Here is a 19,845-nt window from a genome sequence, read left to right as displayed (position 1 = left end):
GGGCCGGCCGGTCCGCCGCGCCCACCCGCAGCGCCCCGCCGAAGACGCCGGTGGCGTCGGGCAGTTCCGGGCCGGCGTCGGCGAGCTGCCCGCGTTCCTCGCGGACGGCCGCCCGGCCGGCGGCCGGCGGATCGGCGAGCACCAGGGCCACCGTCGGCCCGGCCGGGCTGGTCGCCAGGTGCCGCAGTACGGCGGTGTGCGCCACCAGGTCGGCCCCGCTGACCAGCACCGGGCCGGGGGCGGCATCGACCAGGGCGGCCAGCTCGGCCAGGTCGCCGGCCCGGCGGACCCGGTCCGCCCCGGCCCGGCGCCACTGGGCGGCGAGCCGGTCCGCGACCGGCCCCCCGGCGGCGGGGGCCCCGGCGGTGAGCACGATCGCGAGGGTCACCTCCGCACCGCGGCGTGGTACGCCGCCAGCGCCTCGTCCACCGTCCCGTCGACGGTCAACCGGCCGGCGTCCAGATAGAGGCCCCGCCGGCAGAACCGGGTCAGATCCTTCTCGTTGTGCGACACCAGCACCAGGGTCCGGCCCTCGGCGAGCAGGCGGTCGATGGTCGCGTAGCACTTCTCCCGGAACTCCGCGTCGCCCACCGCGGTCACCTCGTCCATCAGCAGGACCGGGTGCGGCAGGTGCGAGATGATCGCGAATCCCAGCCGGACCTTCATCCCCGACGAGTAGTGCCGGACCGACGTGTCGATGGCCCGTTCCACCTGCTCGCCGGCGAAGGTCACGATGTCGTCGAAGTGGCGCTTCAGGTAGCCCGGCGAGAGCCCGTGCAGGCCGCCGACCAGGTGCAGGTTCTCCCGTCCGGTCAGCTCGTTGGAGAAGCCGGCGGAGAGTTCCAGCAGCGGCGCGACGTCGCCCCGGACCCGGATCCGCCCCTCGTCGGGGATGAGCACGCCGGCGATCAGCCGCAGCAGGGTGCTCTTGCCGGTGCCGTTGCGCCCGATCACCCCGATGGTGTCCCCGGCCTCGACGGTGAAGGAGACGTCCCGCAGCGGCCAGAACTGGCCGGCCGCGGCGGAGCGCCCGCCCCGGTGGATGAAGAGTTCGCGCAGCCGCAGCTGCCGCCGGCGGTTGCGGACGAACCGGATGCCGAGCCCCTCGGCCTCGATGATCGGGGCCACCCTCAGAGTTCTTTCAGCACGGCCGGTTCGAGCCGGCGGAACGCCCACCAGCCGGCGGCCAGTACGACCAGGCTGCCGCCGACGGTGGTCAGCAGCAGCCGGGCGTCGGGGAACTCGTCGGGGTACCAGATGGCGTGCTGGAGCTGGAAGATGCCGACCAGCGGGTTGAGCTCGTACGCCACCTTCAGCCAGCGCGGCAGGTCGGACTCCCGGACCAGGCTCAGCGGGTAGATGATCGGCGTCGCGTAGAAGAGCACCCGGATGATCAGCCGCATGATCCGCTCCACGTCGCGCATCAGCACGTTGAGCGCCGACAGCAGCAACGACATGCCGATCAGCAGGATCGCCTGCACCAGCACGGCGAGCGGCAGGGCGAGCAGGGACCAGCCGGGGTGGATCCGGCCGTGCGCGGCGTAGACGGCGGCGATGGCGGCCAGGATCGGCAGGCCGGCGACGTACTCGGCGAAGCGGCCGGTGACCCGGCCGATCGGGAAGACCTGCCGGGGCACGTTCATCGTGGTGATCAGCCGGGACTGCCCGGTCAGCGCGTTGGTCGCCTCGCTGAGCGCGGAGCTGGTCCACGCCCAGGCGAAGATGCCGGTGATCAGGAAGAGCGGGTACGACGCGCCGGCCTCGCCCAAATGCCGGGTGGTGTCACCGGCGTAGAGGACGCCGAAGACGAAGAAGTAGATCGCGCCCATGCCGAGCGGCTCGATCAGCGACCAGAGATAGCCGAGCACCGACTGCTGGTACTTGACCGCCAGGTCCCGCTTGACCAGGATCCGCAGCGAGTTGCGGTGCGACCACAACGCCCCGACCGCAGAGCTCACCGCCCGCCTCCCACCCGGACGGCGACCGGTGACCGTCAGCTCAGCACTCGATCACGTTGACGGCCAGGCCGCCCCGCGCCGTCTCCTTGTACTTGACCTTCATGTCGGCGCCCGTCTCCCGCATGGTCTTGATGACCTTGTCCAGCGAGACGGCGTGCACCCCGTCACCGCGCAGCGCGAGCCGGGCGGCCGTGATCGCCTTGATGCTAGCCACGGCGTTCCGCTCGATGCATGGGATCTGCACCAGCCCCCCGACCGGGTCGCAGGTCAGCCCCAGGTTGTGCTCCATCCCGATCTCCGCGGCGTTCTCCACCTGCTCGGGGGTGCCGCCCATCGCCTCGGCCAGCCCGGCCGCCGCCATCGAACAGGCCGAACCGACCTCGCCCTGGCAGCCCACCTCGGCGCCGGAGATCGACGCGTTCTCCTTGAACAGCACGCCGATCGCGCCGGCCGCCAGCAGGAACCGCACGACACCCTCGTCGGACGCGCCGGGGACGAACCGGGTGTAGTAGTGCAGCACCGCCGGGATGATCCCGGCCGCGCCGTTGGTCGGGGCGGTGACCACCCGGCCGCCGGCCGCGTTCTCCTCGTTGACCGCGAGCGCGAAGAGGGTCACCCAGTCCATCGTGCGCAGCGGATCGGTCGAGTCGGTCTCCGCCTCCAGACTCTTGCGCAGCTCAGCGGCCCGGCGGCGGACCTTCAGCCCGCCCGGGAGGACGCCGTCGCGCGCGCAGCCCCGCTCGACGCACTCGCCCATCACCCGCCAGATCTCCAGCAGGCCGGCCCGGACGTCGGCCTCGCCCCGCCAGGAGAGCTCGTTCGCCAGCATCACGTCGCTGATCGACAGCCCGGTGGCAGTGGTGACGCCGAGCAGCTCGGCACCGGTGTAGAACGGGTGGCGTACCCGGGTGGTGTCCGGTTTGATCCGGTCCGCCCCGGCCGCCGCCTCGTCCACCACGAAGCCGCCGCCCACCGAGTAGTAGCTGCGGGCCCGCACCTCGGCGCCCGCGGCGTCGTACGCCACGAACGTCATCCCGTTCGGGTGGTACGGCAGGGACCGGCGGCGGTGCAGCACCAGGTCCCGGTCCGGGTCGAAGTCGATCTCCTGGGTACCGAGCAGGCTGAGCCGCCGCTCGGCGCGGATCCGGGCGACCCGGGGCGCCACCGTGTCGGTGTCGACCGTCTCCGGGGCCTCGCCCTCCAGCCCGAGCAGCACGGCTCGGTCGCTGCCGTGCCCGTGCCCGGTGGCGCCGAGCGAGCCGAAGAGCTCCGCCTGCACCCGGGCGACATCGCTGAGCAGCCCGTCGGCCTTCAGCCCGCCGACGAACGTCCGGGCGGCCCGCATCGGGCCCACGGTGTGCGAGCTGGACGGCCCGATGCCGACACTGAAGAGGTCGAAAACACTGATCATGGCTGCACTTCCTCGCCGTCGTCCCCGGTGGTGCGGGGTCCGGTTCGGGTCGCGGTCGCCCGGGTCCCCGGCGGCCGTGGCGGAACCGCCCGGGGTGTGGGCGGTACCGATCGGCGAGCCTACCCGCCCAGCTCACCCTCCGTCGCCGCCGGCTTCCCGCCGGCGGTGCGTCGGCTGACCCCGACACGGGTAACCACCTACGGGTACGGGGCCGCCGGATCCCTCTCACGGCCGAGGGCGCGGTGGCCGGCCGTTCCTACCGTGGATGTCAGAGCGGCGGATCGCCGCAGAGTGGAGTACGACGATGAGTCGCAAACTGGTCCGGCCCCGCGAGGGGCGCATGCTCGCCGGCGTCTGCGCCGGCCTGGCCCGCCGGTTCAACACCTCGGCCGGCCTGATCCGGCTGCTGTTCCTGCTGTCACTGCTGCTGCCCGGCACCCAGGTGATCGTCTACCTGGTGCTCTGGGTGCTGATGCCGAACGAGGACCGCTACGCCGCCACCCGCTACTGACCGGCTCCCCCGTCGCGCGGCCCGCTCCCCGGGCCGCGCGGCGCGGTCAGGGGGCCGTGTAGCTGATGGTGACCTTCTCATAACCGAGCGACCGGAGCAGACCCTCCAGCATCTTGCGGGTGTTCTCCTCGGCGCGCTGGGTCAGTCCGCTGTCGCGGGCGGCGGCGGTGATCCGCTCCTCGGCGAGCTGGTAGACCTGCTGCTGCCGGTTGGGGTCACCGTTGACCAGCTCGCTGAGCCGGTTGAGCAGGCCGCGCTCCTCGGCGAAGACGTAGCTCTTCTCCAGGTCGAGGTTGGTCTTGCCGAGCTGCGGCGCCGGCAGCTTGATCTCCACCGACTTGCCGTCGGCGGACTCGACCACCGCCCCCTCGGAGATCTTCGCGAAGTCGACGTACGCCTCGACGCTGCCGGCCCCGACGAAGAGGGTGCGCTGGTTGAGCAGGAACTCGGGCACGTTGCTGCGGTCGTTCTGCAGGTCGACCACGACCTGGAAGTTGCCCTCGGCCGCGACGTACCGGCTGAGGTCCTGGATCGACTTGAGCAGCGGCGGTTGGCTGCGGTCGGTCTGCTCCTTGGCGAACGGGTTGCGGAACTCGGGGAAGATCCCGGTGGCCTGGGCGCCGAGCAGCACCACCACGGCCAGTGCCGCCGCGCCGAGTACCGCGAAGAGGCCCCGGGTCGCCCCGCGACCGGCGGGCGGCGGCGTTCCGGTGCGCGGCTCCGGTGTGGCGTCGGACCGCCCGGGCAGGGTGTCGGCGGTCGGGTAGCCGGGGAACTCCCTCGTCGGTTCGTTGCTGTCACCGCTGCGGGCCATCGCCCTCACCGTCCTCGTCCGACACGTCGTCTGTCGATGACGTTACGTGCCCGGTGCGACACCCGCTCGGCGAGCCACCCGGACGGGTGACGGCCCCGCCCAGGTCAGGCGAACGCGGAGATTCCGGTGAGCTTCTGCCCGATGACCAGCTGGTGGATCTCCGAGGTGCCCTCGTAGGTGAGCACGCTCTCCAGGTTGTTGGCGTGCCGCATGACCGGGTACTCGCCGGAGACGCCGTTGGCGCCGAGGATCGTGCGGCACTGCCGGGCGATCGCCAGGGCCTCCCGGACGTTGTTCAGCTTGCCCACGCTGACCTGCTCGGGGCGGAGCTTCCCGGCGTCGGCGAGCCGGCCCAGGTGCAGCGCGAGCAGCAGGCCCTTGTTCCACTCGACGGCCATGTCGGCGAGCTTGGCCTGGGTGAGCTGGAAACCGGCCAGCGGCCGGCCGAACTGGGTCCGGGTGGTCGCGTACGACAGGGCCGTCTCCAGGCAGTCGCGGGCCGCGCCGAGCGCTCCCCAGACGATGCCGTGCCGGGCCTCGGTGAGGCAGCTCAGCGGCGCCTTCAGCCCGACCGCCTCGGGCAGCCGCGCGTCCGCCGGGAGCCGGACCCCGTCGAGGGCGATCTCGCCGGTCACCGAGGCACGCAGCGACATCTTGCGGCGGATCTCCCGGGCCGTGACACCGGGCGTGTCCATGGGTACGGCGAAGCCGCGTACCCCCTCGTCGGTGCGGGCCCAGACCACCGCGACGTCGGCGATCGGCGCGTTGGTGATCCACATCTTGGCGCCGTCGAGGATCCAGTCGTCGCCGTCGCGACGGGCCCGGGTGATCATCGACGCCGGGTCGGAGCCGTGGTCCGGCTCGGTCAGCCCGAAGCAGCCGATCGCCTCGCCCGCCGCCATCGCGGGCAGCCAGCGCTGCTTCTGCTCCTCGCTGCCGAAGCGCCAGATGGCGTACATGGCCAGCGAGCCCTGCACCGAGACGAGCGAGCGGATGCCGGAGTCGCCGGCCTCCAGCTCCAGGCAGGCCAGCCCGTACGCGACGGCCGAGGCGCCGGCGCAGCCGTACCCGGTCAGGTGCATGCCGAGCAGGCCGAGCTTGCCGAACTCGCGGGCCAGCTCGCGGGCCGGCACCTCGCCGTCCTCGTACCAGCCGGCGACGTGCGGGCGGACCCGGTCGTCGATGAGCTGGCGCACCACGGCGCGGATCTGGCGCTCCTCCTCGCTCAGCGAGGCATCGACGTCCAGCAGGTCGAGAGGGCTCATGGGGGCCACCTTAACGATTCGTCAGGCGGGCGTCACTCGGCCTGACCGCTGAGCACCAGCACCCGGGCATGGATCTGGTTGCGCTGCTGCAACGCGGCGCGCAGCGCGCGGTGCAGGCCGTCCTCCAGGTAGAGGCCGCCGTTCCACTGCACGACGTGCGGGAAGAGGTCGCCGTAGAAGGTCGAGTCCTCGGCGAGGAGCTTGTCCAGCGCCAGCTCCCGCTTGGTCGTGATCAGCTGGTCCAGCCGCAGCGGGCGCGGCGGGATCTCCGCCCACTGCTTGAGCGTGAAGTGGTGCTCCGGGTACGGACGCCCGTCCCGGACCGCTCTGAAGATCACGGCACGCTCCCCTCCCCGTGGCCGGGCCGACCGACGGCGTGGAGCCGGGTCACGCCGAGGCGCCGCGGAGTGCGGCGCCCATGTCCGTGCCAGCCTAACCGCCCTCGCCACACCGTGTTTTACTCCCTCATGTCGGTTTCGCTACCGTCGATACCCGTAGCGGACCGGACGAACCGTACTCAACTCCACCGGCCTCGCCGGACCACCTCACCGACCGGCCGCCGGCCGCGACGCAGCGACGGTGACCGGTGGTCGGCTGTCCGGTAGCCCACGGTGACCGCACCGATCGGCTGGTACTCCTCGGGCACCCCGAACGCCTCCCGGTAGGCGTCCAACCGCTGCGGCGGGATACCGAAGAAGCACGCCCCCAGCCCCTCGTCGACCGCGGTGAGCAGCATCAGCAGCGCGGCGAAGCCGGTGTCGACGAACCAGTACGGCACCGGCCACCGCTCGGTCGACCGGTCCGCCCAGCCCTTGTCCGGCTCGGCGTACCGCTCGAGGTAGGCCGAGCGGTTGGCGTGCGGCACCACGATCAGCGGGGCCCGGCGCATCCCGGTCAGCCAGCGTTCCCGCCCGCCGCCCGCCGGGGTGGCCGCGGCCCAGAACCGCTCCCGGTCCTCCGGGGCCTCCAGCACCAGGAAGCCCCAGCCCTGGGCGAACCCGGCCGAGGGCGCCCGGACGGCGTGGTCGAGCAGCCGGTCCACCACCTCCGGCGGGACGGGGCGGGCGGGGTCGTAGTTGCGCACCATCCGGCGCCGCCGGACGACCTCCTGGAATTCCACGCTCAGACTCCGGGGCGGACGCCCCAGGCGCCCCGCCAGGTCACCCCCGGCTCCAGCTCGATCACGTCCTTGCCGGAGCGGAACGCGTCCGCCGGGCAGGTCATCGGCTCCACCGCCACCGACCGGCGGTGCCGCTCCCCGGTCAGGGTGTCCCCGGTGAAGACCTGCCACCAGCCGAACTCCCGGTCCGCCCAGACGTGCACCGAGGTCGCGCCGTCCGGCGCGGCCAGCGTCACCGCCGAACCGCCGTCGTCGTCCCGGACCACGTCGCCGAAGGCCAGGTCGAGCACCGCCTCACCGATCGGGCGGGGCGCGGTGTAGTCGTACTCGGAGCCGGCCACCGGGGTGGCGCCCACCGGGAGCAGCCGGCCGTCCAGCAGCACCCGGGTCCGGCCCGGGACCCGCATCGACATCTCGTTCACCGGCACCCCGGGCAGCCGCAGGTAGGGGTGCATGGAGTAGCCGTACGGGGCGGGCTCCGCGCCGAGGTTCGTCGCCTCGTGCTCGACCCGCAGGCCGTCCGCCCCGACGCTCCACCGGGTACGCAGCCGCAGCGGCCACGGGTACCCCGGGTTCGCCGGCAGGTCGTAGCCGACCGTCACCGCGTCGGCGGACTGCTCGACCAGGTGCCACCGCACCCAGTTGACCAGCCCGTGCATCGCGTTGTGCCGGGCCGGCTCGGTCAGGTCGAGCTGCAACGACCGCCCGCCGAAGGTGTACTGCCCGTCCCGGATCCGGTTCGGCCACGGCGCCAGCACCTGCCCCGCCGAGCCGGGGCAGATCTCGTCCGCCTCGTACCCGTCGACGTAGTCCACCCCGTCGTGCCGGTACCACCGCAGCCCACCGCCCACCTCCACGATGACGGCCTCGTGGCCGCCGGCGGAGATGGTCCACTGTGTCCCGGACGGGTGGCGGGGTGCGGAGTTGTCCATGTCGGCTGACCTTAGTCGGTCCCCACCGCCCCGCGCCCCACCCCGGTTCAGCCCCGCGGCTCCCGCCCCGCGCCCGCCGCCCGGTAGCGCAGCAGCGCCGGGAAGGCCACCACCAGCAGCACCGCGAGCGCGGCCGAGACCAGGCCGCCACCGATCCAGGCCACCCCGGTGCCGAAGCCGGCCGCCACCGCGCCCGCCCGCAGGTCGCCCAGGCGCGGGCCGCCGGCGACCACCACGGTGTTCACCCCCTGGAGCCGGCCGCGCATCCGGTCGGGTGCGTAGATCAGCAGCATCGACTGCCGCAGCACGGCGCTGACCAGGTCGGCGGCCCCGGCGACGGCGAGCAGCGCCACCATCAGCCAGAGCTGCCGGGCCAGGCCGGCGGCGGCGATGGCCAGCCCCCACCCGACCACCGCCACCACCAGGGCGAGGCCCTGCCGGTGGATCCGGCCGATCCAGCCGGAGGTCAGCCCGCCCACCATGGCGCCGATCGCGATGGCGCTGTAGAGCCAGCCCACCGCCGCACCACCGCCGAAGCGGCTCTCGGCGATCTCCGGGAAGAGCGCCCGAGGCATGGCCAGGATCATCGCGATCAGGTCGATGGCGAAGGACGACAGCAGCACCGGCGTGGTGCCGAGGTAGCGGAACCCGTCGAGGATGCCGGCCAGCCCACCGCGGCGCACCTCTCCCTCGGCGGCCGGCTCCGGGGGCATCGCGGGCAGCCGCACGGTGGCCACGACCAGCCCGGTGAAGAGCAGCGCGTCCAGCGCGTAGGCGACCGGCAGACCCGGTCCGGTGCCGAAGGCCGCGAAGATCAGACCGGCGGCGAGCGGCCCGACGACCGAGGCGGCGGTGAAGGTGGTGTAGTTCAGCGTGCTGCCCGCCGGCACCAGCTCCGCGGGCAGCAGCCGGGGCAGGATCGCGCTGCGGGCCGGCGAGCTGATCGCGAACGCGACCGAGTGCACCGTCACCAGGGCGAGCAGCAGCACCGGGCTGCCCCGGCCGACCAGCGCGTGCACCAGCAGGCCCACCATCGAGGCCCAGAGCAGCGCCGAGCCGGCGAGCAGCACCCGGCGCCGGTCGCGGGCGTCGGCCACCGCGCCGCCCCAGAGACCGAAGACCAACAGGGGTACGAAGCCGGCGACGCCGAGCAGCCCGACCCAGAACGAGTCCCTCGTGAGCGCGTACATCTCGACCGGCACCGCGACGGCGGTGAACTGGAAGCCGAACATGGCCAGCGTGTTGCCGAGCCACATCCGCCGGAACGCCGGCACCGCCAGTGGGCGCAGGTCGATCGCCCAGCGGCGTGCCTCGCGCGACCGGGTGCCGTCGACGGCGGTCACGGGGCGAGCCGCTCGGTGACCCAGTCGCCGTCCTCGGTCCGCCGGAAACACAGCCGGTCGTGCAGCCGGCTGGCCCGGCCCTGCCAGAACTCCACCGACTCGGGCCGGACCCGCAGGCCGCCCCAGTGCGGCGGCGCGGGGATCTGCGCCACGTCGGCGAAGCGCTCGACCACCGCCCGGTACGCCTCGTCCAGCGCCGCCCGGTCGGGGAGGACCTGGGACTGGGTGCTGGCCCAGGCGCCCAGCTGCGACCCGCGCGGCCGGCTGGCGAAGTACGCCTCGGTCTCCGCCCGGTCGACCCGCTCCACCCGGCCGGCGACCACCACCTGCCGCTGCATCGGGAACCACGGGAAGACCAGGCTCGCCCACGGGTTCGCGGTCGCCTCGGCGCCCTTGCGCGAGGCGTAGTTGGTGTAGAAGACGAAGCCCTCCGGGTCGTACCCCTTGAGCAGCACCGTCCGGCCGCTGGGGTGACCGGCGGCGTCGGCGGTGCCGACGATCATCGCGTTCGGTTCGGGCAGCCCGTGGGCCACCGCGTCGGCGAACCAGCGGTCGAACTGGCCGTACCAGTCGGCGGCCAGGTCGTCCTCGGAAAGGCCCAGGTCGGCGGCGTACTCGTTACGCATGGCCGCCGGAGCGGGTGTGTCGCCCGTCACAGTCCTTCCCCCCCCTCGTCGGGGCCGCCACGTCCCCCGACGCTGGCCAGCCCCCACCATCCAGTCTCGCCGAGACCGCGACGCCGTCCACCGGCGGGGATGTCGCGTGCGGCACAGTCGCACTGGGTCGCGGACTCGGTTACCCACCAGGCAAGATGGCACGAACACATCCCTGAGGGTCGCCTAAGGTGCAGGGCCGGATGAGCCCGCGCGGGCGCACCGATCCGGAAGCCAGGAGACGACATGTCGGACTTCAAACCGGGCCTGGAAGGCGTCGTAGCCTTCGAGACCGAGATCGCCGAACCGGACCGCGAGGGCGGTGCGCTGCGCTACCGGGGCGTGGACATCGAGGATCTGATCGGGCAGGTCTCCTTCGGCAACGTGTGGGCGCTGCTGGTCGACGGCCGCTTCGGCCCGGGCCTGCCGCCGGCCGAGCCGTTCCCGGTCCCGGTGCACTCCGGCGACATCCGGGTGGACGTGCAGTCCGCCGTCGCCATGCTCGCCCCGTACTGGGGGCTCGACCAGCTGCTGGACATCTCCGACGCGCAGGCCCGCGAGGACCTGGCCCGGGTCTCGGTGACCGCGCTCTCCTTCGTCGCCCAGTCCGCCCGCGGCCTGGGCCTGCCGGCCGTGCCGCAGAAGGAGATCGACAAGGCCGAGACGATCGTCGAGCGCTTCATGAAGCGCTGGCGCGGCGAGCCGGACCCGCGGCACGTCAAGGCCGTCGACGCGTACTTCATCTCGGCCGCCGAGCACGGCCTGAACGCCTCCACGTTCACCACCCGGATCGTCGCCTCGACCGGCGCCGACGCCGCGGCCTGCATCTCCTCCGGCATCGGCGCCCTCTCCGGCCCGCTGCACGGCGGCGCCCCCTCCCGGGTGCTCACCATGCTCGAGGCCGTCGAGCGCAGCGGCGACGCCGAGGGGTACGTCAAGGGCGTCCTCGACCGCGGCGAGCGGCTGATGGGCTTCGGCCACCGGGTCTACCGGGCCGAGGACCCGCGCGCCCGGGTGCTGCGTCGCACCGCCAAGGAGCTCGGCGCGCCGCGCTTCGAGATCGCCGAGGCGCTCGAGAAGGCCGCCCTGGCCGAGCTCCAGGCCCGCCGCCCGGACCGGGTGCTCGCCACCAACGTCGAGTTCTGGTCGGCCGTGGTGCTGGACTTCGCCGAGGTGCCGGCGCACATGTTCACCTCGATGTTCACCTGCGCCCGGATGGGCGGTTGGTCCGCGCACATCCTGGAGCAGAAGAAGCTCCAGCGGCTGGTCCGCCCGTCCGCCCGCTACGTCGGGCCGGGCAGCCGGAAGCCGCAGGAGGTCGAGGGCTGGACCGCCATCCCGCACGGCGTCTGATCCGGGTACCCGTCGAGGGGGCCCCGTCCGCGCGGACGGGGCCCCCTCGCGCGTCTGTGGCGCACGACTCACCCCCCGGCGTGGGACCAGCCGCCGGGCCGGCCGGCCCGGGTGCGAGGATGAAGACCGGCAGTGTCGCCGGACCGGGCCGGATCCCGGCCGCGCCGCGCGCCCGCGCGCAGCGCCGCTGGGCAGATCCGCGCCCGGTGTAGGGCCCGCCCTCGCCCATGCGGAAGGATCTCGACAACCGTGGCTGACGCACCGACCATCCGGATTCCCGACGACCTCAAGCCCGCCGACGGCCGGTTCGGCTGCGGGCCGTCCAAGGTCCGTCCAGCGGCGGTGTCCGCACTCGCCGACGTGGCCACCAGCTACCTGGGCACCTCGCACCGGCAGAAGACGGTCCGCGACCAGGTGGCCCGCCTGCGCAAGGGCATCGCCGAGTTCTTCTCCCTCCCCGAGGGCTACGAGGTGGTGATCGGCAACGGCGGCACCACCGCGTTCTGGGAGGTCGCCACGTTCGGCCTGGTCCGCGACCGGGCCCAGTTCGCCAGCTTCGGCGAGTTCGGCGCGAAGTTCGCCAAGTCGGTCAAGGACGCGCCGTTCCTCGGCGAGCCGACCGTGCGCAAGTCCGAGCCGGGCAGCGCGCCGACCCTGGCGGCCGAGGCGGGGGTGGACGTCTACGCCACCCCGCACAACGAGACCTCCACCGGCGTCGCGGTGCCGATCCGCCGGGTGGCCGGGGCCGACCCGGGCTCCCTGCTGCTGGTCGACGCCACCTCCGGCGCGGGCGGCCTGGAGGTCAACGTCGGCGAGACCGACGTCTACTACTTCGCCCCGCAGAAGTGCTTCGGCTCCGACGGCGGCCTCTGGCTGGCCCTGATGGCGCCGGCCGCGCTGGAGCGGGCCACCGAGATCAAGGGCTCGGGCCGCTACATCCCGGCCTTCCTCGACCTGGTCACCGCGATCGACAACTCGCGGCTGGAGCAGACCTACAACACGCCGGCGCTGGCCACCATCTTCCTGGCCGCCGAGCAGACCGACTGGATGAACTCGCAGGGCGGCCTGTCGTGGGCGGCCAAGCGCACCGCGGAGAGCGCCGGCATCGTCTACGGCTGGGCGGAACGCTCCGACGTGGCCGCGCCGTTCGTCACCGACCCGGCGCTGCGCTCCAACGTGGTCGCCACCATCGACTTCGCCGACGAGGTGGACGCCTCCGCGGTGGCGAAGGTGCTGCGCGCCAACGGCATCGTGGACACCGAGCCGTACCGGAAGCTCGGTCGCAACCAGCTCCGGGTGGCGCTCTTCCCGGCGGTCGAGCCGGCGGACGTGGAGGCGCTGACCGCCTCCATCGACTACGTGGTGGAGCGGCTCTAGCAGGCCGTCACGGTGGGTGGCCACGGCGGCCCCGACGGCCACCCACCGTGATCATCGCCGCAGCTCAGTCGCGACATGCGGGTGTCGCATCCCCCACCTCTGGGAAGATGAGCGTACGGTGGTTCGAGACGCCCGGGTGGCCGGCTCGTGGCGTGACGCGGCCAGCGAAGCGGGACGGAGGCTACGCCATGCGCCCAGTACGCTTCGTCGCCCTCTCCGAGGACGGCCAGGCTCTGGTGCTCGCCGACGAGGTCGGGCGCCTGCTCGCCCTCCCCATCGACGAGCGCATAGCCACGGTGCTGCACGCCGAGCCCGGCGCGGCGCCCCTCGCGGTGGTCCCCACTGCCGTCGACCCGGTGCCGTCACTGTCCCCACGGGACATCCAGGCCCGCATCCGCTCCGGCGAGTCCGCCGAGGACGTCGCCCGGATCGCCGGCGTGCCGGTCGACCGCGTGCTGCGCTACGCCGGCCCGGTGCTCCAGGAGCGGGCCATGCTCGCCCAGCACGCCCGGCGCACCCGGCTCAAGGGCGCGGAGAAGCCCACCCCGCTGGCCGAGGTGGTCAACGGTCGGCTGGCCCAGCACGGGATCGACACCGAGAAGATCTCCTGGGACGCCTACCGGCGCGACGACGGCACCTGGCGGATCATCGCCACCTGGCCGTCCGGCAAGGCCACCGCGCAGGCGGTCTGGGATCTCGACAAGCTCCGGCAGAACGTCACCCCGCACGACGACATGGCGCAGTACCTCTGCGCCGAGCGTCCCACCCCGATCCTCGGCCAGGAGCCGGCGCCGGAGCGGGGCGGCCACGCGCTGCCCGGCCCGTCGCGCGGCGAGCCGAGCCGGGGCGGGCACGGCCTGCCGGCCGCGGCCGAGCACGGTCGCCCCGGGCGGGACCCGATCCGCGCCGGCCGGGACGCCCTGCTCGCCTCCCTGGACCGGCCGCTCGGCGGCACCTCCGGGCGTGGGCTCGACCCGCGCTCCCCGGCGGCGATGGCCGGCGGCGACGCGCCCCGGCAGCGGGCGGTCGGTGGCGGCGCGGCGGCACTCCTCGGCGGCGGCCAGGGTTCCGCGTTCGACGACGACTCGGACGCGCCGAAGGAGGTCCCGGCCGTACCGTCGCTGGCGGTGCTCCGGCCCCGGCGCACCGGCACCGCGGCGGCCGCCGCGGCCGGCGCTGAGTCGACCGACGCCACCGGCAAGCCGCGCAAGCGGCTGCCGAGCTGGGACGACGTCCTCTTCGGCAGCGGCCCGGCGGCCCGCGAATCGTCCTGATCCAACGACGCCACCCTGGTAACGCGAGGCACTCGAAGTGCCCGCGTGCCAGGGTGGAGTCATGGAGTACACGAATCTGGGACGCACCGGTCTCTCGGTGAGCCGGCTCTGCCTCGGCACAATGAACTTCGGGCCGCAGACCACCGAGTCGGACAGCTTCGCCATCATGGACCGGGCGCTGGAACACGGCATCAACTTCTTCGACACCGCCAATGTGTACGGCTGGCAGACCGGTGAGGGGATCACCGAGCAGATCATCGGCCGCTGGTTCGCCCAGGGCGGCGGGCGGCGCGAGAAGGTCGTCCTGGCCACCAAGGTCTACGGCAAGATGGGCGACTGGCCCAACGAGCAGGGTCTGAGCGCCCGGCACATCATCCGGGCCTGCGAGGGCTCGCTGCGCCGGCTCCAGACCGACGTCATCGACCTGTACCAGATGCACCACGTCTCCCGGACCACCCCGTGGGAGGAGATCTGGCAGGCGATGGAGACGCTGGTCGCCCAGGGCAAGGTGGTCTACGTCGGATCGTCCAACTTCGCCGGTTGGCACATCGCCCAGGCGCAGGCCGCGGCCGCGAAGCGGAACTTCCTCGGCCTGGTCGCCGAGCAGTCCATCTACAACCTGCTCACCCGGCACGTCGAGCTGGAGGTGCTCCCGGCCGCCCAGCACTACGGGCTGGGCGTGATCCCCTGGTCGCCGCTGCACGGCGGGCTGCTCGGCGGGGTCATCCGGAAGATGGCCGAGGGCGGCGCCGCGCGGGGCACCAGCGGCCGGGCCGCCGACGCGCTCGCCGCGCACCGGCCCACCATCGAGGCGTACGAGAAGCTCTGCGCGGACCTGGGCCAGGACCCGGCGGACGTGGCGCTGGCCTGGCTGCTCTCCCGGCCCGGGGTGACCGCCCCGATCGTCGGCCCACGCACCCTCGAGCAGCTCGACCGCAACCTGGGCGCCCTGGAGATCGACCTCGACGAGGCGACGCTCAAGCGCCTCGACGAGCTCTTCCCGCCGATCGGCAACGGCGGCCCCGGCCCCGAAGCCTGGGCCTGGTAACCCCCACCCCACCCCACCCCACCCCACCCCGCCCCGTCGATCTTGCACTTTCGGCCCGCGAAATGTCCGATAAGGACCTTTGGTCGGGGCCAAAAGTGCAAGATCGGCGGCGTGGGGGTGGGGGGGTCGGGGTGGGGGTGGGGGTGGGTCAGAGGGGCCAGGCGGCGAGGCGGTCGTACGTGGGGTTGGGGCCCGGGTGGCTGCGGACCAGGACCAGCTCGGTGGCGGGCCACTCCGGGCCGGTGTAGTCGGCGAGCGCCTCCCGGTCGGCCTCGACGTCGGCATGGTCGATCCGGTCGCCGGGCCGGGCGACCGTCAGGTGGGGGCGGAACGGCTTGTCGTCGTGCGGCAGCCGGGCCCGGCGCAGTCCGAGCCGGATCAGCCGGCCGAGCACGTGCAGTGCCTCGACCTCGCCGAGCAGGTCCACCCAGAGCACGGTGAAGCGGTCCCGCCCGAAGCGTCCGCCTCCGCCGAGCCGGAGCCGGGGCGAGCTGCCCCGGACGTCGCGCAGGGTCTCGGCGGCGAGCCCGAGGACACTCTCCACCTCGATCAGCCGGTCCGCCTCGACGTCGCCGAGGAAGGCGAGCGTGACGTGCAGGTGGGCCGGGTCGGCGAGGCGTACGTTGATTCCGGCGGCGGAGGCGGCGCCGACCCGCAGCCGAGCCATCCGGGCGGTCAGGTCGGCCACCGCGTCGGCGGGCGGGTAGACCGCGACGAAGAGTCTCACGCCCGCCGGTTGCGCGGACGCCGGCCGGCGCGGGCGGCCGGGACGGGCAGCCCGGCGGCGTCGAGCAGCCCCTCCACCCGGACCCGTTCGATCTCCCGGTCGACGCCGTCCAGGTCGGCCAGGTGCTCGGTGATCCCCAGCGCCCGGCAGCCCGCCCGGAGCCGGTCGTCGTACGCCTCGATGACCGCGCCGTGCCAGACCACCGAGCGGCCGCCGGCGGCGAGCCGGTGCCCACCGAGGCGGCGCAGGTCGGCGGCGATGAGTTCGAGCGGTTGCCGGTCGGGACGGTCCAGCGCGGTCAGGTCGACGTCCCGGGTGAGGGCATCCGCCTCGATCGCGCGGTCCAGCCGGGCGATGGTACGCCGCTCGTGGCGCCGTTCCCGCCACTCGCTCCATCCGCAGACCACCCGGTCGAGGATCTCGTCGACGCAGAACAGCAGGGCGAACGCGACTGGCAGGCATGCCACAGCCAGGAACGCGAGTGCGAGCGTCAGTGCGCTACCGCCTGCCACGTATCGACGCTAAGGCCCCGACCCCCCGTCCGCCACCGGATTGCCGGTATCCGGACGCGAATCGGTCCGCCCTCCCGGCGGGAGAGCGGACCGTCGGGGTCAGCAGTCGGGCGCGGAGGTCACGTAGAAGCGGGGCATCGGCAGCACCCGGAAGCGGAGCCGGGCGCCCGAGCGGCGCAGCTGCCAGGTGAGCGCGAGCAGCGCGGTGGCCAGCGAGATGAGCCCACCCATCCAGATGCTCGCCCCGGCGCCGTAGGTTTCCGCGACCCAGCCGATGATCGGCGCGCCGACCGGGTTGGTGCCGAGGAAGACCAGCACCCACAGCGCCATCACCCGACCGCGGAAGGCGGCGTCGACGCCGAGCTGGACCCGCTGGTTGGCGGCCTGGGCGAAGAAGACCATGAAGAAGCCGGTGGGCAGGAGCAGCGCCACCACCATCCAGTACGCCGGGACGAAGCCGACCAGGGTGCCGAAGCTGGCGCAGCCCACCGCCGCGCCGAGCACCAGCCAGACCGAGGGGCGGCTGCGTCGCCCGGTGCCGGCCAGCGCCCCGACCAGGGCGCCGCAGGCGAGCGCGGTGCTGAAGAGGCCGAAGGAGGCGGCCCCGGTGTGGAAGACGGTCTTGGCCAGCGCGGCGAGGGTGAGCTGGAAGTTGAACAGGGTCATCCCGATGATCGACATGACCACCATCGGCAGCAGCAGGTCGGGGCGGCGCCAGACGTAGCGCAGCCCGTCGACGACCTTCGCGGAGTCCCGCTCACCGACCGGCGGCAGGTCCTTGCGGTGCAGCTCGGCCGGGCGCATCCGGACCACGTTGGCCAGCGGGGCGATCGAGCTGACCGCGGTGAAGAGGAAGACCGGGCCGACGTCGAAGGCGGCGATGGCGAGGCCGGCGACGGCGGGGCCGACGATCCGGGCGGTGTTGAACACGGCCGCGTTGAGCGAGAGCGCGTTCGGCAGCAGGGTGGTACCGACCAGCTCCGAGACGAAGGCCTGGCGGACCGGTGTCTCCACCGCGTTGGCCACGCCGAGCAGGAGGGCGAAGGCGAAGACGTGCCAGAGCTGGACCAGGCCGGTGAGCACCAGCACGCTCATGCCGAGCGCCAGCAGCGTCCAGAAGGCGTTGGCGACGAAGAGGAGCATGCGCTTGTCGTACCGGTCGGCGAGCCGGCCGGAGAGCAGGGTGAGCAGCAGCACCGGGGTGAACTGGAGCGCGGTCACCACGCCGAGCGCGGTGGCCGAGTTGTCGGAGAGCTCGAGGACGAGCCAGTCCTGGGCGATGAACATCATCCAGACGCCGATCAGTTTGATCAGCTGTCCGGTGGCGAAGAGTCGATAGTTGCGGACTCGTAGGGACTGGAACATCGTGCTCAATCTCGCCTGCACTCTTGGTGCGCCTCCTCGGGTCGATACGCGTCATCCACTACGGACGGCGCGGACCCGGTGGTACGGGCGCTCAGGCGCGGGCGAGCTGCTGGAGGATCTCGGCGGCGCGCCGCAGCGTGTCGCGTTCGTCCTCCGTGAGCGCGGCCAGCCGGCTGGCCAGCCACTCGTCACGGACCCGCTCGAACTGGTCGAGCACGGCCCGTCCCCCCTCGGTCGCCGCGAGGATGACCTGTCGCCTGTCGGTCGGATGGGGGGTGCGCTGCACGAGGCCGCGCTCCTCCAGCTTCGCGACGATCTTGGTCATCGTCGGCGGTTGCACCCGCTCGACGTCGGCCAGCTCCCGGGGCGTCAGGGCACCCGCCAGCCGGAGGCTGGTGAGCGCGCTGAGCTGGGTGACCGTCAGGTCGCCGACCGGGCGGGCCTGTCGGACCCGCCGGTTGAGTCGGGTGATCGCATCACGCAGCTGAGGGGCCAGCTGCGCCGGTGGCACGCGTTTCGCCGTCACCGTCCGCTCCGTCACGGTAGTTAGCCTAACTAATGAGCCTGGCTAACGAGGTGTGATATGACCATGCTCACGAGGAAGTTTGTCCTGCTCCGGGCCGGGAATCCGATTTCGGATGCCCCGGCCCGGAGCCGGACGGGTCAGAGCAGCGCGGACTCGATCGGCCCACGCAGGAAGTACAGGATGAACAGCGCCGCCACCCCGTAGAGCAGCGGGTGGATCTCCCGCGCCTTCCCCTTCGCCAGCTTCAGCACCACGTACGTGATCAGACCGGCGCCGATGCCGTTCGAGATCGAGTAGGTGAACGGCATCAGGGTGATGGTGAGGAACGCCGGGATGGCGATCTCGTAGTCGGTCCAGTCGATGGTGCGCACCGCGGTCATCATCAGGAAGCCGACCACCACCAGCGCCGTCGAGGCCGCCTCGAACGGCACCACCGTGGACAGCGGCGCCAGGAACATCGCGAGCAGGAACAGCGCGCCGGTGACCAGGTTGGCCACGCCGGTCCGGGCGCCCTCCGCGACACCGGCGGCACTCTCGATGTACGACGTGTTGCTGGAGACGCTCGCCGCGCCGCCGGCCGCCGCCGCGATCGAGTCGACCAGCAGGATCTCCTTCGCCCGTGGCGGGGTGCCCCGCTCGTCGAGCATGTCCCCCTCCTGGCCGATCGCGACCATGGTGCCCATGGTGTCGAAGAAGTCGGTGATCAGCAGGGTGAAGACGAACATCAGCGGGACCAGCCAGCCGACCCGGCTCCACGAGTCGAGCACGTTGAAGTTGCCCAGCAGGGACAGGTCCGGGATGTCCACGACCTGCTCCGGCAGCTTCGGCACGTTCAGCGCCCACCCCTTCGGGTTGGGCTGACCGTTGACGAAGGACGGCCCGACCTTGGCGATCGCCTCCACGATGATCGCCAGCACGGTCGACGCCAGGATGCCGATCAGGATCGCCCCGCGCACCCGGCGCACCACCAGCACCAGGGTGAGCAGCAGGCCGACCACGAAGACCAGCATCGGCCAGCTGACGATCTTGCCGTTGATGCCCAGTCCGACCGGGACGGTGGTGTTCGCCACGTCCGGCACCCGCCGGACGAAGCCGGCGTCGACCAGGCCGATCATGGTGAGGAAGAGACCGATGCCGACGCCGATCGCGGTCTTCATCTGAGTCGGGACCGAGCGGAAGACCGCCGTCCGCAGGCCGGTGAGCACGAGGATGCCGATGACCACACCCTCGATCACCACCAGGCCCATCGCGTCAGCCCAGGTCATCTCCGGCGCGATCTCGAACGCGACCAGCGCGTTCACGCCCAGACCGGCGGCCAGCGCCATCGGGAAGCGCCCGACGACACCCATCAGGATCGTCATCAGGCCGGCCACCAGCGCGGTGGCGGCGGCCAGAGCGGGGATCGAGAGCTTCTTGCCGTCGCCGTCGACGGCTCCGCCCAGGATCAGGGGGTTCAACACCACGATGTACGCCATCGTGAAGAAGGTCGCCAGACCACCCCGTACCTCGCGGCTCATCGTCGAACCGCGGGCGGAGATCTCGAAGTATCGGTCGAAACCGTTACGGGGGTGGGCGGGATCGGGCGGGGTGCCGTTGTCCGGCGGGGCAATGGCCATCAGGTCCTCGCAGGTGATCTTCCGTTGTCGCGCGCATCGT

At 72.8% G+C, this 19,845-nt stretch carries 20 protein-coding genes and 1 pseudogene; 5 read left to right on the top strand and 16 right to left on the bottom strand.

Translation table 11 applies throughout. The features are described 5' to 3' along the window. From V6U81_RS14955 to V6U81_RS14940, 4 genes and pseudogenes are all read right to left on the bottom strand, one after another. Positions 1–388: pseudogene (locus V6U81_RS14955) on the bottom strand (CDP-alcohol phosphatidyltransferase family protein); the annotation flags it as partial. Continuing rightward, the gene (locus V6U81_RS14950) at positions 385–999 is read right to left on the bottom strand and encodes an ABC transporter ATP-binding protein (protein WP_420884028.1); all 615 of its coding nucleotides are present in this window, start codon (positions 997–999) and stop codon (positions 385–387) included. The pseudogene V6U81_RS14955 and the gene V6U81_RS14950, both read right to left, overlap by 4 nt. A 131-nt stretch (positions 1,000–1,130) precedes the next feature. Continuing rightward, complete coding sequence (locus tag V6U81_RS14945) at positions 1,131–1,958, bottom strand: ABC transporter permease (protein ID WP_334489581.1); 828 nt, start codon at positions 1,956–1,958, stop codon at positions 1,131–1,133. A 40-nt stretch (positions 1,959–1,998) separates the two neighbouring features. Beyond that, positions 1,999–3,369 carry an L-serine ammonia-lyase gene (locus tag V6U81_RS14940; protein ID WP_334489579.1) on the bottom strand — a complete coding sequence of 457 codons (1,371 nt, stop codon included), beginning with the start codon at positions 3,367–3,369 and terminating at the stop codon, positions 1,999–2,001. Between the two features lie 304 nt (positions 3,370–3,673). Between V6U81_RS14940 and V6U81_RS14935 the strand changes: the two genes are divergently transcribed. Beyond that, positions 3,674–3,880 carry a PspC domain-containing protein gene (locus tag V6U81_RS14935; RefSeq protein WP_334489577.1) on the top strand — a complete coding sequence of 69 codons (207 nt, stop codon included), beginning with the start codon at positions 3,674–3,676 and terminating at the stop codon, positions 3,878–3,880. A gap of 46 nt (positions 3,881–3,926) precedes the next feature. Here the strand turns inward: V6U81_RS14935 and V6U81_RS14930 are convergent, their stop codons facing one another. The 7 genes from V6U81_RS14930 to pdxH form a co-directional block, all read right to left on the bottom strand. Then, complete coding sequence (locus V6U81_RS14930; RefSeq protein WP_334489575.1) at positions 3,927–4,694, bottom strand: DUF4230 domain-containing protein; 768 nt, start codon at positions 4,692–4,694, stop codon at positions 3,927–3,929. 104 nt (positions 4,695–4,798) lie between these two features. Beyond that, on the bottom strand, positions 4,799–5,959 hold the full coding sequence (locus V6U81_RS14925) for an acyl-CoA dehydrogenase family protein (protein WP_334489572.1): 1,161 nt from the start codon (positions 5,957–5,959) through the stop codon (positions 4,799–4,801). Positions 5,960–5,991: 32 nt separating this feature from the next. Beyond that, the gene (locus V6U81_RS14920; protein WP_334489570.1) at positions 5,992–6,297 is read right to left on the bottom strand and encodes a type II toxin-antitoxin system VapB family antitoxin; all 306 of its coding nucleotides are present in this window, start codon (positions 6,295–6,297) and stop codon (positions 5,992–5,994) included. A 179-nt stretch (positions 6,298–6,476) separates the two neighbouring features. Further along, a complete protein-coding gene (locus tag V6U81_RS14915) occupies positions 6,477–7,079 on the bottom strand; it encodes a nitroreductase family protein (protein WP_334489568.1) in 603 nt (200 codons plus the stop codon). 2 nt (positions 7,080–7,081) lie between these two features. After that, complete coding sequence (locus V6U81_RS14910; protein WP_334489566.1) at positions 7,082–8,011, bottom strand: aldose 1-epimerase family protein; 930 nt, start codon at positions 8,009–8,011, stop codon at positions 7,082–7,084. A 47-nt stretch (positions 8,012–8,058) separates the two neighbouring features. Then, positions 8,059–9,354, bottom strand: coding sequence for an MFS transporter (locus V6U81_RS14905; protein ID WP_334489564.1), 1,296 nt, complete (start codon positions 9,352–9,354; stop codon positions 8,059–8,061). Beyond that, the gene (pdxH, locus tag V6U81_RS14900) at positions 9,351–10,070 is read right to left on the bottom strand and encodes a pyridoxamine 5'-phosphate oxidase (protein ID WP_334489562.1); all 720 of its coding nucleotides are present in this window, start codon (positions 10,068–10,070) and stop codon (positions 9,351–9,353) included. Before pdxH ends, V6U81_RS14905 begins: the two co-directional genes overlap by 4 nt. Before the next feature lie 183 nt (positions 10,071–10,253). Between pdxH and V6U81_RS14895 the strand changes: the two genes are divergently transcribed. The 4 genes from V6U81_RS14895 (at position 10,254) to V6U81_RS14880 (ending at position 15,059) form a co-directional block, all read left to right on the top strand. Next, the gene (locus V6U81_RS14895) at positions 10,254–11,360 is read left to right on the top strand and encodes a citrate synthase 2 (protein ID WP_334489560.1); all 1,107 of its coding nucleotides are present in this window, start codon (positions 10,254–10,256) and stop codon (positions 11,358–11,360) included. Positions 11,361–11,609: 249 nt separating this feature from the next. Then, complete coding sequence (gene serC / locus V6U81_RS14890; RefSeq protein WP_334489558.1) at positions 11,610–12,737, top strand: phosphoserine transaminase; 1,128 nt, start codon at positions 11,610–11,612, stop codon at positions 12,735–12,737. Positions 12,738–12,925: 188 nt separating this feature from the next. After that, on the top strand, positions 12,926–14,011 hold the full coding sequence (gene sepH / locus V6U81_RS14885) for a septation protein SepH (RefSeq protein ID WP_334489557.1): 1,086 nt from the start codon (positions 12,926–12,928) through the stop codon (positions 14,009–14,011). Positions 14,012–14,072: 61 nt separating this feature from the next. Next, positions 14,073–15,059: an aldo/keto reductase gene (locus V6U81_RS14880; RefSeq protein ID WP_334489555.1), complete on the top strand. Its 987-nt coding sequence runs from the start codon at positions 14,073–14,075 to the stop codon at positions 15,057–15,059. A 148-nt stretch (positions 15,060–15,207) separates the two neighbouring features. Here the strand turns inward: V6U81_RS14880 and thpR are convergent, their stop codons facing one another. The 5 genes from thpR to V6U81_RS14855 all read right to left on the bottom strand — a co-directional run bounded on the left by thpR (position 15,208) and on the right by V6U81_RS14855 (position 19,805). After that, the gene (gene thpR / locus V6U81_RS14875; protein ID WP_334489552.1) at positions 15,208–15,786 is read right to left on the bottom strand and encodes an RNA 2',3'-cyclic phosphodiesterase; all 579 of its coding nucleotides are present in this window, start codon (positions 15,784–15,786) and stop codon (positions 15,208–15,210) included. After that, on the bottom strand, positions 15,783–16,298 hold the full coding sequence (locus tag V6U81_RS14870; RefSeq protein ID WP_420884025.1) for a hypothetical protein: 516 nt from the start codon (positions 16,296–16,298) through the stop codon (positions 15,783–15,785). Before V6U81_RS14870 ends, thpR begins: the two co-directional genes overlap by 4 nt. Before the next feature lie 99 nt (positions 16,299–16,397). Beyond that, positions 16,398–17,684 (bottom strand): MFS transporter, encoded by a 1,287-nt coding sequence (locus V6U81_RS14865; protein WP_334489550.1) that lies wholly within the window; start codon positions 17,682–17,684, stop codon positions 16,398–16,400. Positions 17,685–17,754: 70 nt separating this feature from the next. Beyond that, the gene (locus V6U81_RS14860; protein WP_334489548.1) at positions 17,755–18,204 is read right to left on the bottom strand and encodes a MarR family winged helix-turn-helix transcriptional regulator; all 450 of its coding nucleotides are present in this window, start codon (positions 18,202–18,204) and stop codon (positions 17,755–17,757) included. Positions 18,205–18,326: 122 nt separating this feature from the next. Further along, entirely contained in the window at positions 18,327–19,805 is a 1,479-nt protein-coding gene (locus V6U81_RS14855; RefSeq protein ID WP_334489546.1) for an NCS2 family permease, read from the bottom strand. Between the last annotated feature and the right edge of the window lie 40 nt (positions 19,806–19,845).

Origin of the sequence: Micromonospora lacuserhaii (assembly GCF_036902735.1) — a bacterium.
In the GTDB taxonomy this organism is placed as follows: Bacteria; Actinomycetota; Actinomycetes; order Mycobacteriales; family Micromonosporaceae; genus Micromonospora.
This window is presented reverse-complemented; position numbering and strand designations above follow the sequence as displayed.

Excerpts from the sequence above, each read along its gene's own strand:
- V6U81_RS14910 (WP_334489566.1), bottom strand. The coding sequence starts at position 8,011 with ATGGACAACTCCGCACCCCGCCACCCGTCCGGGACACAGTGGACCATC.
- V6U81_RS14940 (WP_334489579.1), bottom strand. The coding sequence starts at position 3,369 with ATGATCAGTGTTTTCGACCTCTTCAGTGTCGGCATCGGGCCGTCCAGC.
- V6U81_RS14930 (WP_334489575.1), bottom strand. The coding sequence starts at position 4,694 with ATGGCCCGCAGCGGTGACAGCAACGAACCGACGAGGGAGTTCCCCGGC.
- V6U81_RS14880 (WP_334489555.1), top strand. The coding sequence starts at position 14,073 with ATGGAGTACACGAATCTGGGACGCACCGGTCTCTCGGTGAGCCGGCTC.
- V6U81_RS14895 (WP_334489560.1), top strand. The coding sequence starts at position 10,254 with ATGTCGGACTTCAAACCGGGCCTGGAAGGCGTCGTAGCCTTCGAGACC.
- pdxH (WP_334489562.1), bottom strand. The coding sequence starts at position 10,070 with ATGGTGGGGGCTGGCCAGCGTCGGGGGACGTGGCGGCCCCGACGAGGG.
- V6U81_RS14935 (WP_334489577.1), top strand. The coding sequence starts at position 3,674 with ATGAGTCGCAAACTGGTCCGGCCCCGCGAGGGGCGCATGCTCGCCGGC.
- V6U81_RS14925 (WP_334489572.1), bottom strand. The coding sequence starts at position 5,959 with ATGAGCCCTCTCGACCTGCTGGACGTCGATGCCTCGCTGAGCGAGGAG.
- V6U81_RS14855 (WP_334489546.1), bottom strand. The coding sequence starts at position 19,805 with ATGGCCATTGCCCCGCCGGACAACGGCACCCCGCCCGATCCCGCCCAC.
- sepH (WP_334489557.1), top strand. The coding sequence starts at position 12,926 with ATGCGCCCAGTACGCTTCGTCGCCCTCTCCGAGGACGGCCAGGCTCTG.